Genomic DNA, 13,933 nt, shown 5'->3' on the forward strand with positions numbered 1-13,933 from the left:
TTCTCGAAAGTGACGACTTTCTCACGATGAGACTACCGATACTTTGCTCCCAAAACTTTTCTGCACCAGTGAGCTCTAAGTGAACGGTACTATAGAGCGATTACCCCTTTTATATTAGTTATGGGTGGGTATCGAATCCTAACTGACCTCTCTTTAATGAAAACAGCAAGTCATAAAAGACAGGCATAATTGAGAGCCTAGAGACTAGAGAAGCTAGACAACATTTATAGAGAAAATGATTGATATCGTTCATGTGCAGCTGAAAACAAGTTGCTGAAATCTGAGATTGTCAGTAGATGCTCACAATTATTCAGTCGTCCGGGCTGGCTCCCGCAGGGAGACACTAGTACCGCTCGGCGTAAATTTACTACCGATCCGCCCTTGGCGTCCTGACAACCAAAGGCTCAGCGGGTTAAGCAGAGTCGAAACCAGCGGTGTTGGAGACCTTTAATTTCGGCTGCCGACTTAAAACTATGAGCTAATTTTGTTTTAGAAATCTTAGCCTTGGCCATTTGACTAAACTTGCCAAAATGCCAGGGAATACTGATTAATCTTCATCTTCTAAGTTTTTTGCCCCTCAATAAAATGGCTCAGAGAGAGTTTTGATATTGAATAAATTGCCGCGAAAATATTTTTTCAGGGGCGGATTTCAGCTTTGAGCCCTCACCCTGAATTCCTCGCCGCCGATTGGGCTGCGGATACGCATCGCGATCGCGGCCTCAACCTACTGTATTTGCCCTGCTGAGCCCCTCATTAGCTAATCTTGTGAGGTTTAGCCAGAACTTGACCCAGTCACATTTTCAGCCTCGGTGATTGAGGTTAAGGGGATGGTGGACTGCGGCTCAAGCCGGATCGCCCCCTGGTCGGGTCGGCTGCCCAGTCGGCCACCCGTAGAAGGGGAGCCGGGGTGGGTGAGGAGAGCCAGCTCGGGCCAGATCAAGTATTTGCAAACCTGACCTACTGTCAGTTTGAGGCTTTAAATCGACTGAGGTGGATGGCAAAGTGGCATGCTTGCTGCCGCTGCTTGCTGATAAGTTATCCGTTAATCTTCGGGATTCTTCGCATCTCACTAGATTCACCATTAGACCGCGTAGATGACAGGATTTGAGGTTGTCACTTTTAAGTTGTCGAGGGTCTGCCAAGGGGCCTACCAATGATGTTTTTAGATGTCTTTTTGCGGCGACAACCCATCAATAACGGCGATCGCGAGACTTAAAATGCTATGGATATTCAACAATATTGGTTCATTGTGAAACGCCGATGGCTACCGGCAAGTGCGGTATTTGCCTCGGTCTCGGTGCTCACCTTAGTCGCCCTGACGCAACAAACCAACATCTATCAAGCGGCGGGCAAGATTCGATATACCCCAGACGATCGCACCTCCGCCTTGACCGGACTGGGGGTGACCGAGGGCGGGTTGAGTCCTTTGGTGGAGTCAAGCAACCCCATGACCACGGAGATGGAGGTGATTCGGTCGGAGCCGATCGTGCAGGAAACGTTACGGCGATTAACCGCCATCACGCCCAGCGAGGACGAGATCACCCGCCAAACGCTGCTCCGTAACCTGTCATTAACCAATGTGCGCGGCACCGATATCTTGCTGCTGACCTATCAGGACGCTGAGCCCGAACTGGCCGCGACCGTGATTGACACTTTAATGGAAGTGTATTTGGCCAATCACGTCAGTGAGAATCGGGCTGAGGCCATGGCCGCTCGGGAGTTTATCGAACGGGAGTTGCCCGATGCGGAGGCGCGGGTGCGGGAGGCGGAAGCCGCTTTGCGACAGTTTCAGGAAAGTAATCAAGTGGCGGCCCTGGAGGAAGAGAAGGTGGTGGTGGTCACGGCTACGGAAACGCTGCGACAGCGGGTGGCAGAAGCGCGATCGGCCTTGGTGGATGCCCAGGAACAAGCTCAAACCTTTAGCCAGCAGTTGGGCATGTCGCCCCAGCAGGCGATCGCCCTCACTACCCTGAGCCAATCACCCGGGGTACAGGAAATTCTCACGCAGTATCAGGAGGTCGAGTCACAGTTGGCCGTTGAGCGGGTGCGGTTTCAGGACGAAAGTCCAGTGGTGCAGGCCCTGCTCGATCGCCAAGCTAATCTTGAACAAGTGCTGCAAGGGCGGGTGACTAAAGCTTTGAATGGACAAGCGATCGCCCCTAACCTCAATCTCCAAATTGGTGAGTTGCAAGCCGAGTTAGCGGGAGATCTGGCCCGTACAGAAGCGATGCGTCGGGGCTTGGCGCAACAGCTAAGCACCTTGCAACAAGCGCAAACCTTTTATGCCCAGCGGCTGGCGATGTTGCCCCGACTGGAGCAGGAACAGCGAGAACTGTTGCGGCGATTGGAGGCCGTTCAGGGCACCTATTCCTTACTGTTGGAGCGGTTGCATGAAACCCGCATCGCCGAGAACCAGAATGTGGGCAATGCCCGCATTTTGCAAGCGGCCTTTGTGGGCGAAACCCCCGTGGCTCCCCGCAAACTATCCTTTTTGGCCACTGGTGGCATTGTCGCTTTGTTGCTGGCTGCGGCGACTGCTCTGGTGCTGGAGTCTCAAGACAAGTATGTGAAGACTGCCAAGCAGGCCCGCAACTTGTTTGAGCTAACGCTGCTCGGGGTGGTGCCTATGCACAAAACGGTGAGCCGATCGCGTTATGGTTTTCGCTCAGTCGAGCGCGGCTCGGAAGTGATCGTGCGGGATGAGCCAGAATCGGCGATCGCGGAAGCCTACCGCATGCTGCAGGCAAACCTGAGATTTCTCAATTCTGATCGCGAGATCAAAACCGTTGTCATCACCAGTGCCACCGTCGGCGAGGGTAAGTCGGTCATTTCGGCCAATCTGGCGATGGCCCGCGCCCAACTGGGCCGCCGGGTGCTGCTGATTGATGCTGATATGCGTTGCCCTCGTCAACATCAAATCTGGAACATCGTCAACGATCGCGGCCTGAGTAACGTGATGGCGGAGCATTGCTCACTGGCCTCGGTGGTGAAATCACCAGCAGAAAACTTAGATGTGCTCACCGCTGGCGTCATCCCGCCGAATCCGACCGCCCTGCTAGACTCGCAGCGCCTGGCAGACTTCTTGCAAGACGTGGCGGCAGACTATGACTTTGTGGTGCTTGATACCCCCGCTATTAACATTGCCGCTGATGTCCAAATATTGGGACGGCTGGCCAGCGGCGTGTTGTTGGTGACTCGGCCCGGGGTGGTCGATCTGGGCAGTGCCTTAGCGGCCAAAGAGCGGTTGGCGCAGTTTGGCTCACAGGTGCTCGGTCAGGTCATCAACGGGGTCGTGCTCGAACATGAGCCTGACAGCTATCGCTACTTTGCGGGCCACCATACCGAATGGAGCGGCACTGAGGTGGTCGCGGCCAACGCGATGCGATCGTGAGCGCCGCGCCGTGAAGCTGCGCCATCGCGCGGGGCGCTCATGCCACTGACACCAGGCTCCCGACCCGGGCCGCTGCGGCGATCGGGACAGTCCCTTGCCCCGGCAATTTGGTCAGCCCCTTACCCGACGGCCATCGGCTGCCGGAGCCCTCGCGTCATGGTCATGGCGTTTGAGGGGGAAGTCCGCGCCGGACACCTGGCCGACTGACTGGCCCTGGCTCCCGTTACTGAGCCCTGCGCCCCTCCTGTCCGGAGCCGAACTCAGCCGTTGGTGGCCAGTCGCGGCCCTATCCATCCATTGCTGCTCTACTTCACCCTATGTTGCACAAGCTGATCCATCCCAAAGGCCAGGTTAATACCGAATTTCGCCAAATTCTGCACAACACTGGCTGGCTCTTTGGCGGGAAGGTGTTGCGGATGGTGATCAGCCTGTTTGTCGGCACCTGGATTGCCCGTTACCTGCGGCCCGAAGGGTTTGGGCAACTGCAATATGCGCTGGTGTTGGTCAGTTTTTTTGACCCGCTGTCAACGATTCAGATGGGGCAGGTGGTGACCCGTGACCTTGTCCGTCATCCCGAAAACAGCTCGTTAATTTTGGGCACTGCTTTTGTTCTGCAATGGGTCGGCGGCATTCTGGCCGCTAGTTTATGCGTGTTCGGGGTGCAGTTCTTGGCTCCTGATCAACCCTTGATTCAGCTATTGGTGAGCATCATCGCGCTGAAGTGTTTATTCAACTCTCTACAACCGATTGCCAATTGGTTTGAGTCGTGGGTGGCGTCGAAATATGTGGTGATGGCTGAGCACGGGGTGTTTTTGCTCATCGTGCTGCTGAAATGTGGACTGGTGATGACCCAGGCCACGGTGGTGGCGTTTGCGATCGTGATCGCCCTAGAGTCGATGCTCTATGCCCTGGCCCTGGCTTACTTTTATCTCCGTCAGCATCAATCTATCCGGACCTGGCGGACGAATTTTGCCAGTCTTAAATATTTGCTGCGCGAGTCCTGGCCGCTGGTGTTGTCTTCGACGGCGGTGGTCATTTACCTCAATATCGACCAGCTCATGCTGGGCAATATGATCGACAAGTCTGCCGTGGGCATTTATGCCAGTGCGGCCAATTTGTCAGAGGCCACGGCGTTTTTGCCTGTCATCATCGGTTCGTCCCTCTTTCCCCGCATCATTCAGTCGCGCCAATTGGCTCCGTCTGTATATCGCCGCCGTTTGCAGCAGTATTACGACCTGAATACGGCGATCGCCTACAGCCTCATTTTGGTGTTGCTGCCCACTTCAGGGTTCATCATGACTCACCTCTATGGCGCTGAGTATCAAGCTGGCATCCCCATTTTTGCGGTACACATTTTGGCTTCGCTGTTCACGTATTTGGGCATTGCCCAGAGCAAATGGATTGTGACTGAGGGGCTTCAGCGTTACAACTTTTATGCCCGGTTCACTGGGCTGATGGTCAATATTGTGCTTAATCTTGTCTTGATTCCCCGCTATGGGGGCATGGGGGCCGCGATCGCGACGTTGATTTCCTACGCGATCGGGGGATATCTCTTTTTTGGCCTGCTTCCCGCGACTCGCAGTAATGCTTACTTGATGACCAAAGCCCTGTTGCTGCCCTTACGTTTGTTGAGCCGCTGGTCGCTGGGGTTCACCCGATAATTGCCCTGTTTGGTCTGCCGTTTTGTTTAGCGATGTTGATGTTATGGCTCCTGCTCAACTCAAAATTTTGTTGGTTTCCGGTGTCTATCCCCCCGCGATTGGCGGCCCTTCTCTGCAAACGCAGCAGATTGCCCAGAGGCTCATGGCCCGGGGGGTGACGGTGCAAGTGGTGACGTATGGCGACCCCGACCAGAGCGGAGTCGTCGATGGGGTGCCCCTGACGTTTGTGGATGGTCGCCCGCAGTCGGGCTGGCTCGGCAAGCTGGGGCGCAACTGGCGGATCTGGCAAGCGCTGAACCGCATGATTGAAGGGATGCAGCCCAGTGTGATTCACATGCAGACGGCGGCGGGAAATCTGGCCCTGATGACGGGCTTGGCGGCGCGGCGGCACGGCATTCCCGCACTGCTCAAATATACCGCCGACTTGGTGGCCCAAAAGGCGACGTTGGCCGATTTTGCGCCGCCCCCAGACGGACTAGCTCGCCGTCGGCACTGGATGGGGCAGCGGGCCAAAGATGATTTTCAGCGATCGCTCTTTGCGCTATACACCCACATTTGGGCGACGACGCCCGCGTTTCAAACCCGCTTGCAGCAGCACTATCAGGTGCCTGCTAGCAAGTGTTGGTTGATGCCCAATTTCATTGATTTGCAACCCTTTACCGCGATCGCCGAACAGCGGGCAGCGACGGCGACGGCCCCCAAATCCACTCTGGAACTGCTGACCGTTGCCCGACTCTTTCCGGTGAAGGGGCTGGATGTGTATTTGCAGGCATTGGCCCAACTGTCGCACTTGCCGCTGCGGGTACGGCTGGTGGGCAGCGGCTCTATCGAGTATCAACACTCTTTGCAAACGCTTGCAACAGACCTCGGTCTGGCCGATCGCGTTGAATTCACCGGGGCGATCGCGCCCGCCCACATCGCTGCTGCCTATGCCACGGCTGACCTCTTCGTGTTGCCGAGTCGTCACGAGCCGTTTGGCATTGTGCTAATTGAGGCGATGGCCGTCGGCTTGCCGATTGTGGCTACCGCCGTTGATGGCATTCCGTACGTTGTAGAAGCCGGGAAATCGGCTTGGTTAGTGCCCCCTGGGGATGCCACCGCATTGGCGATCGCCGTGCAAACTCTGGTGACCTCGCCAGCGCCCCGTCAAGCCCTCGCGGCGGCGGGGCGCATCCGCGCCCAAGCCTTTGCGCTAGAACCGGGAGTGCAAAATCTGTTGGCGCTCTATCAACACCTGAGCGCGCCCTCGGCGACTGTGCCCCGCCTAACAGAGGTGGGGGCCAACGGTGCAGGGATCGCCTTCGCCCCACAGCTGAGGGGCAAAGCGGCTGCTCCCAGCCCGCCCGATTGGGGAAATTGAGCAGGCTCACAGCCGTTCAGCGTTGCCCCGCTTTGCCCCTAGATTGAGCCCCACCCCGATTCCGTTCCCAGCCCGTTGCCCCGCTCTTTTGCCCTGTTTTCCTCTATCCCGCCGTGATCAAAATGACCCCTGCTCCCAGCATTGCCACTGCCTCCGAGCCTGTCACCCAAGCCGCTTCTCCCTTTGTAGCGATGAGCCACACACATCGGTTTGGGGTGGTTTGTGTGATGGCGATCGCGCTGGTGGGCATCGGCCTGCGGTTGCAGTTATCGCCCCCCAATATTGCTGGCATGCAATGGGTCTATCTGGCGCTGGTGGGCAATGCTGTCCTGTTGCTGCTGCCTGTGATTTTTTATCGTCCTAGTTTTGGGTGGTTTCATCCCCTGGTGTTCGCCATCTTTTGGGGCGTGTTGCCTCATTTGCGTCGTTTCGATGTCTATTTCACCGGGTTGCCGTGGCACGTAGCCCTGCCCGGCTGGAGTGCCGACAGCTTGACGGGGCTGCTGCTCAAAGATCTGCTATTGCAAATGGTCGGCACCCTGGCAATTTACGCCGGATTTTGGCTCAGTCCGACTTTGCCTATGCCCTCGATGCCCTTTCAGCAGCCCGCTCACTTGGGTCGCAAAACGGTGGCGACGGTGGGCTTGGCCACTGGTCTCTTTCTGGTCTATATGCAAACTCGCGGCGGCATCGTCAACCATCTATTGTCTTGGGGGGCGGGACGCAATGAAGCGCTGGCCGGGGTTTTTTACTGGCAGTTTTTTACTCAGCTCGGGCAGATCGCTTGTCTGTGTTGGTTAACGATGGATCGTCGTTCTACTCGCAATCCGGTCTTTTGGGGCTGTCTGACGGCGTCGTTGATGATGGCCTTTTTGATTGGCGGTTCTCGGTCGGGCTTGATTTACTTTATGGCGATGTGTTTGCTGGCATGGTTCATCCGAGAACAGAAAATTGCGGTGATGCGGATGGTGGCGATCGCCCTCATTGGCTTAGTCGCGATGGGGGTGCTGGGCAACCTGCGCAATAGCACGTTTAGCGGTCAAATCAACTGGAATACGTTGCGCGGGGGCGCGGCAGAAACGACGAGTGAGACGCGATCGCCCTTGGGCGAAAGTTTGCAGGAAATTTCTGAGCGCAGTAGCGTCAATGCTGGCGTCTTTCCGATTCTGGCCCTGGTGCCCAATCAGGTAGAGCATCTCTACGGCAGTTCCTATCTCGCCATCCTCACGTTGCCCATTCCCCGCGCGTTGTGGTCGGCCAAACCGGGCTTGGTCGCGGGTATGGTGGGCGAAACTTTTTTCAGTAGTAATTTTGGCATTCCACCGGGGGCGGTAGGCGAAGCGTATTGGAACTTTGGGGTCCCCGGCGTGTTAGTGGTCTTTAGTGCCTTCGGGGCGTTTCTCAAGCTGCTGGCTGACTTTTTTGTGCGCCATGCTCACCACCCCGCCGCGATCGCGCCCTATGTCGTCACCTTGTTTTTGTTTGCTGGGCCAGATGGGCTAGCCACGATTGCCTGGTTGATGATGTTGGTGCCAACTTTGGGCTATCTGATCGCGATCGGGGCGATCAGATTTTCGCGATCGGCGTAAAGCCACCCGGCATCATCGGGACTGATGGTTCACCCATACGCCCCTGGCTCCCCCAATGTTGTCGGGAGGCTGACCTTGCTGATGGCTGCCTTTTACGGACTGTAGAACCGCACCGAGCTTTTCCTAAGCCCTGCGGGCAGGCTCCACCAAGCGCCAGGAGAGGAACCAGCAGCCTTGATAAACCTCTCCTGACCAAGGAAAGGTGCCGCAGGCGGTGAGGTTGTACCCCCCGCAACTTAAGGCCAGAAACCTTGCTATACAAGCCTTTGACTGAGTTCTGCCGAATGGATAGCCTTAATCAAGGGGGGCAAACAGATCCAGATTGTGAATCGCCCCCTTGATAAGGGGGCGGCGACAGCGGGGGATCTTACGGAACGCTAAACACTTACTAAGCCCCTGATTCCACAGCATGAAAATGTCCGGAACTGTCTGCGCGAAGCTATATCGCTCATGTTCGAGATGTGGATATCCGGTAGCTTCTATCACGGTGAACTGCGCGACGGGTGCATCCTGCCACCCCGCCCCTAGTCATGAGTCAAGGCAAACTGGCATTACTTTTGAGAGGCGCTTCGGCAAACTAGGCATACGGTTGCAAAACTCGGTTGGGGCAACGCATTAGGGCTGCGAGTCAGCCATCCCAACCGGAAAAGTTTTTCATTAGGAATAGCGGTTATGAGTACGTCGCCTTCATCGCTGAGTGGCGCTGCCATCGGCGATCGCTCTCTGCTCCCATCAAGTTTGCCACAGCACCTTCGATCTGCTCCTTTGACTCCAATCAAGGTGCTGTTTTTTTCTCCTTCTCTAGGGCACGGCGGGGCCGAAATGCACTTGCTACGGGTGATGAATGCCCTGGATCGTCAAGGCTTTGCACCCTCGGTGGCGGTCGCCCAAGCCGGTGGCAGTTATGAAGCGGCGCTCGCGGACGATGTGCCCCTCCATAGCCTCAATTCTCCGGCGATCCGCTCCAGCACGATCCGCATGATTCGCGCCATCCGGCCCTTGCGCCAGCTCATTCAGACGACCCAGCCAGACATTGTTTGCGCGTTTCAATCTCATGCCAATCTAGCCGCCATTCGCGCCTGCCAAGGACTGCCCCAGCGCCCCAAACTGATTGTCTGTGCCCAAAATTCGCCCTTTGCTCAATACCAACGGGCCTGGCATCCTCTGGATCGCCTCATGCTGAAGTTGATGGCCCAAATGTATCCCCAAGCCGATCGCCTCATTGCCCTCTCGCAGGGGGTTGCACAGGAGCTAAACACGCTGGTTGGCCCCTTGCCAACGCAACGGCGGCCACCCATTGATTTGATTTACAACGCTGGGGTAGATCAGAGGGTGACGCGCGGGGCACGTCAGGGAAAACATCTGCGCGATGGCGTTGCCTCTAACCCGGTGCTGGTCACCTGCGGTCGGCTGCATCCGCAAAAAGGGTATCCCTATCTGCTCGCCGCCTTAGCCAAAGTGCGTCGCGAAATACCCGTGCAGCTCTGGATTGTGGGAGATGGCCCCCAGCGGCCCGCGATCGCGCGGCAAATCAGGGCCCTCGGGTTGACCGATGCGGTGCAGCTTTGGGGATTTCAAGCCAATCCCTTTCAGTTCATGGCGGCTGCCGATGGGTTTGTGTTGTCGTCTCTATACGAAGGCTTTGGGAATGTCTTGGTCGAAGCGATGGCCTGTGGAGTGCCCATTATTGCCACCGACTGCCCCCATGGCCCCGCTGAAATTTTGGAACGGGGGCGTAATGGGCTGCTGGCCCGCCCGGCCGATGCGGACGATTTGGCTCGGCAGATGCTCAAACTGTTGCGCCACCCCCAACTCCGAGAAAAGTTTGCCCGTCGGGGGCTGGTGCGATCGCAGCAATTTCACGCCGACACCATTGCCCAAGCCTATGCCCAAGCCTTCAGCCGCGCCTTAACCGCGGCCCCTGCGCGCTAGCGATATGCCAGTGGGCGGCCAAGGGGCGAGGGGGGTAGTGGAGTCAATCACCGGCCTCATGGATTTTGTCCCCCGCTCACCCCGCCCCCCACCGCCGCCGTCTACATCATTTGTCTACAGGTTTTTGTCATGCAAACGATCCTATCGACCACCCCGACCGCCACGACTCACGCCACCGCGCCCCCGGCCAAACTGCGGGTGCTTTACTACATTGCCTATTACCAGCGCATGGCCGGGGCCAACCGAGTCTTGTTTGAACTGATTACCCACTTGCCCCCCGAGGTTGAACCACTCGTGGTGTCGGCAGGACAAGGCCAAGCGGCCACCGCGTTTCGTCAGGCGGGGATTGAAGTGGTCGTGTTGCCACCGGGGGCAGCGCTCAATCAGTTTGGCAAGGCCATGCTGGACTGGTCGCTGTGGCAGCGGCTACAAGTGGCAACGACCGAATTGCTGCCCTACACCCTCCAGTGCTGGGCCTTGATGCGAGAATGGCAGCCCGATATTGTCCACCCTGACGGGGGGCGGGGCACCTTGATGATTGGCGCGGCGGCGCGGCTCTATGGCTGTCCGCTCGTGGGGCATATGCACGGTCAGTTACCGTTTAAGGGCATTACTCACTGGTATTTTGAGCACATCTCGCATCGCATCGTGACCGTCTGCGATACCGTGGGTCAGGCGTTAAGCCCGGCGGCCCGCGCGAAGGCCACCACGGTTTACAACGGCATTCAAGCCATTGACCGATCGGGGCCGCCGAGTCCCTGGCTGGCCACCCTCAAACAGCAAGGGCATCTGATTGTGACGTGCTTTGCTTCGGTGGTGCCCTTTAAGGGCCACCATCACCTGCTAGCCGCGATCGCCGAACTCAATCGTCGCGGCTGGGGCGATCGCCTGGTCGTCCTCTGCATTGGCGACATCGAGCCAGAATATCAGTACCATGCCGATTGGCTCTTGCAGCGCCAGCGACAACTGGGATTGACGAACGTCACCTTCACCGGGTGGCAGGCCAATCCGTTCCCCTTTTACCAGATCGCCGACATTGAGGTGCTGCCCTCCGTCAGTTGGGAGACCCTCGACTATGGCGACCACACGATCACTGTGGGCGGCAACGAAGGGTTTCCGACCACGCATTTAGAGGCGATGGCTTTTGGGTTGCCCATCGTGGGGACGGACATTGCCGGAGTCCGCGAACAAATTACCAACGGCGAAAACGGCTATCTGGTGCCGCCGGGAGACGCGATCGCCCTCGCCGATGCCCTCGACTGTCTCTTGCAGGATGCTGACCTGCGATCGCGCCTGGGACAAGCAGGCCGCGATCGGGTGCAGCAAAAGTTTTCCACGACGGCCCAAGTCGAGGGCACTGTACAGGTTTACCGCGAATTGCTAGGGCCGATTCATCCTTTAGCGGCCAACTCCTTTCAACCAAAGGGCGATCGCGCCCTCGGCTAGGGGCGATCGCTGGCGCGGCCATGCTTGGCCCCCAGGTTTTTAGCGTTAGCCAGTTCTCTGTGACTGGGCGACACATTCAGCATTGGTAAAGCCCCCTGATTGCAAGGGGACGGCGACAGCCAGGGATGCTCAATCTGTCGTGCTCTTTCGCAGAATCGGGATTAATCAATGATGCGCCCTAGGAGCGACCACCACCCATGATCAGGCCGATAAGGAGAAAAGGTTGGGGGTTACGGCGGCGGCGGCAACCCTGGTGGTGGGGCGGCATCGTTGTGGCGATCGCGCTGCTGGTGGCCGTCTGCACCCAGGTAAATCTGGTGGGAGAAGGTCGCCAGATTCGCCTCTGGCAGCGCCCTGATGGCACGGCGGTGACCGACTACGCCGCTGGTGATGAATTTCTGACCGCTGCCTTCACGCTGCTAGAGGACTACTGGCAAGACATTCGCAACGAAAATCCTGATCTGGTGCGGGGACACCTCGACCATTACTTGCCGCCAGAACTCAAAACCCTGAACTATGAACCTGCCGATGCGTTGATGCGTGAGTTTGCCGAAGCCTTCTTTACCGCTCGTCATGCCCAAACGGGGTTGATTCCCTATGCCTATGACACGCCGGTTCCCGGCGATCCGCATCGCCCCGCCGAGGCCGACCTAACCTCTGGAGCCATGCAGCCTGTTGGGTTAATTGCTCGGGCGATGGAGTTTTGTCTCTGGTTTCCCGCCGATCGCGCTCTACAAAACCAGTGCCGCGCCCTTGCCCGCAACACGATAGAACATTTCGATGTGCCCGCCGAGTCAGCCCAACCCCACGGGCTGTGGGGCTGGGTCAATGTGGCGAGCGATCGCGCGCGCCGCAGTTCTCTCACCCTCATCCAAGACTATGGCGAAGTCGCCTGGGGCATGGCCCAACTCTCTCAGCAAACGGGCGATCCGTACTTTGCGCAATGGGCTGATACTAAGCTGCAATTTGTCTGGCAGCACCCCATGAGTGCCGATCTGCCCATCCTGCACGAACAGTTTGTCCTCACCCAGGCCCTTGATCGCCCCGAAGAACCTTCCAGCGATACCGATACGCTGTATTTTGTCCGTCGCCTGTATGACCTGTACGACTTAACGCAAACCCCTCAATATCGGGATTGGGCGTTAGCGGTGACTGATCTGTGGTGCGATCGCGCCTGGAATTCTCAATGGGGGCACTTTATTCGCAAACTCAACCCTGATGGCACCCCGGCTGTCGATACCCTATACGGCGATGGCAAATACAACACTCTTGCGATGCTGGTGCGGGCTTACCAGGTCACCGACGATGTGGCCTATTTAGAGCAGTTGAAACTAGCCTGGAATAATTTGGTCAGGCTGGGCCAGAATGGTCTCGCTCCCGAAGCGGTACGGCAAGGCCTCGCCGATCGCGAAGCGGGACTCGACCCCGAACAGACGATCTTTCTGGACATTTTGGTAGAAGCCTACAAGGCCAGTGGCGATCGCGCCTTCCTCCAAGCCGCCGAAACCCTGGGGCGCGCCATCCTGCAACAAGGCCCCAGCGTCATGCGCCACGAGAGCGGTCAGGCCGGCCACGCCTTTTTGAAACTGGCCCTTGCCCGTCAGCCCATTCATCGCGTCGAACTCACCCTCACTCAGCCCCATACGCCCCTGCAAATCGAGCGCACCGGGCACCCTCTCTTACGAGTGATGCCGCCGACGGCTAATGTGGTTGTCTACAGGCCCAGAGGCCCAGAGGCGATCGTCACCAGCGCATCAGGCCAGCTCGCCACCAAGGTTACCAGGCCCTAAAAAACCATGAGTTTGAGATCGTCATCCCGAGCGCCGTCACGCCGCCCAGCGCATGACTGACCAGCATCGGTTCATTGCTGGCCGGTCACCAACTAAAATCACCCTTCCTGTCTGAGGACAATCCCTTCAACATAAGTCGCTGAATGACGGCTCTAGGAGCATTTTCAAAATTGGTTACGACAGTTTTATGGGCGGCTGGCTCAGACGACCAGGCTGGCCGTCCAAAGAGCGCTCCAAACCTCTACAGGACTCGCTCGAAATGATCGGGTCGGGCAGTTTCATGCCCGCGAAGAAACACCTGCCAGAGTGCTGCCCCCCAATGCAAGCTAGTCCTCCAGAGGTTGGGCAAGAACCTGGCGCAACCATGCGTTCAGCCGCCGCGATGGGAGAGGTTATGCGCGTACGCTGCCTAGTGCGCCTTGGGACAGCCGAGACAGCTATCCCAACTGCTTCAATTCTCATGCCTTCGCAATAGTGCGATAGCTTTGCGCCGATGGCTCCGTGTGTTTCGATGCTGTGGAACCAGCAGCTTCAGCCCTTTGCCTGTCGGTACCTTACGGCGGATTGCTGCGATCGCCCTTAAGCCGCCCGGTACTAGAGGGTAAGCCCATTGCCGGGTCGGGCAAAACCAACCTGCCACGCTGCCCGCAATTTTAACGGCAGCAAAAACAGCTCTACAGAATTTTTAGCTCACTGGTGCAGAAAAGTTTTGGGAGCAAAGTATCGGTAGTCTCATCGTGAGAAAGTCGTCACTTTCGAGAACT

8 protein-coding genes are annotated in these 13,933 nt (G+C 57.4%); all 8 read left to right on the forward strand.

Features of this window, described 5'->3' with window-relative positions:
- Positions 1 to 1,222 precede the first annotated feature (1,222 nt).
- The 8 genes from JUK32_RS17010 to JUK32_RS17045 all read left to right on the forward strand — a co-directional run bounded on the left by JUK32_RS17010 (position 1,223) and on the right by JUK32_RS17045 (position 13,169).
- Complete coding sequence (locus JUK32_RS17010) at positions 1,223 to 3,391, forward strand: GumC family protein (protein WP_204140056.1); 2,169 nt, start codon at positions 1,223 to 1,225, stop codon at positions 3,389 to 3,391.
- A gap of 39 nt (positions 3,392 to 3,430) precedes the next feature.
- Positions 3,431 to 3,598 (forward strand): hypothetical protein, encoded by a 168-nt coding sequence (locus tag JUK32_RS17015; RefSeq protein WP_204140057.1) that lies wholly within the window; start codon positions 3,431 to 3,433, stop codon positions 3,596 to 3,598.
- 110 nt (positions 3,599 to 3,708) lie between these two features.
- Positions 3,709 to 5,052 (forward strand): flippase, encoded by a 1,344-nt coding sequence (locus JUK32_RS17020; protein ID WP_204140058.1) that lies wholly within the window; start codon positions 3,709 to 3,711, stop codon positions 5,050 to 5,052.
- Positions 5,053 to 5,095: 43 nt separating this feature from the next.
- Positions 5,096 to 6,412, forward strand: a complete 1,317-nt coding sequence (locus tag JUK32_RS17025; protein ID WP_204140059.1) for a glycosyltransferase family 4 protein — start codon at positions 5,096 to 5,098, stop codon at positions 6,410 to 6,412.
- 122 nt (positions 6,413 to 6,534) lie between these two features.
- Complete coding sequence (locus tag JUK32_RS17030; protein ID WP_204140060.1) at positions 6,535 to 8,001, forward strand: O-antigen polymerase; 1,467 nt, start codon at positions 6,535 to 6,537, stop codon at positions 7,999 to 8,001.
- Positions 8,002 to 8,766: 765 nt separating this feature from the next.
- The gene (locus tag JUK32_RS17035; protein ID WP_204140061.1) at positions 8,767 to 9,933 is read left to right on the forward strand and encodes a glycosyltransferase; all 1,167 of its coding nucleotides are present in this window, start codon (positions 8,767 to 8,769) and stop codon (positions 9,931 to 9,933) included.
- A 129-nt stretch (positions 9,934 to 10,062) separates the two neighbouring features.
- On the forward strand, positions 10,063 to 11,379 hold the full coding sequence (locus tag JUK32_RS17040; RefSeq protein WP_204140062.1) for a glycosyltransferase family 4 protein: 1,317 nt from the start codon (positions 10,063 to 10,065) through the stop codon (positions 11,377 to 11,379).
- Positions 11,380 to 11,576: 197 nt separating this feature from the next.
- Positions 11,577 to 13,169 (forward strand): hypothetical protein, encoded by a 1,593-nt coding sequence (locus JUK32_RS17045; protein WP_204140063.1) that lies wholly within the window; start codon positions 11,577 to 11,579, stop codon positions 13,167 to 13,169.
- Positions 13,170 to 13,933: the final 764 nt, after the last annotated feature.

It is taken from the genome of Halomicronema sp. CCY15110, assembly GCF_016888165.1.
In the GTDB taxonomy this organism is placed as follows: domain Bacteria; phylum Cyanobacteriota; class Cyanobacteriia; order Phormidesmidales; family Phormidesmidaceae; genus Halomicronema.

Bases quoted from the DNA above. Each gene is read 5' to 3' on its own strand.
- JUK32_RS17045 (WP_204140063.1), top strand. From the start codon at position 11,577: ATGATCAGGCCGATAAGGAGAAAAGGTTGGGGGTTACGGCGGCGGCGG.
- JUK32_RS17040 (WP_204140062.1), top strand. From the start codon at position 10,063: ATGCAAACGATCCTATCGACCACCCCGACCGCCACGACTCACGCCACC.
- JUK32_RS17020 (WP_204140058.1), top strand. From the start codon at position 3,709: ATGTTGCACAAGCTGATCCATCCCAAAGGCCAGGTTAATACCGAATTT.
- JUK32_RS17010 (WP_204140056.1), top strand. From the start codon at position 1,223: ATGGATATTCAACAATATTGGTTCATTGTGAAACGCCGATGGCTACCG.
- JUK32_RS17025 (WP_204140059.1), top strand. From the start codon at position 5,096: ATGGCTCCTGCTCAACTCAAAATTTTGTTGGTTTCCGGTGTCTATCCC.
- JUK32_RS17030 (WP_204140060.1), top strand. From the start codon at position 6,535: ATGACCCCTGCTCCCAGCATTGCCACTGCCTCCGAGCCTGTCACCCAA.
- JUK32_RS17015 (WP_204140057.1), top strand. From the start codon at position 3,431: ATGCCACTGACACCAGGCTCCCGACCCGGGCCGCTGCGGCGATCGGGA.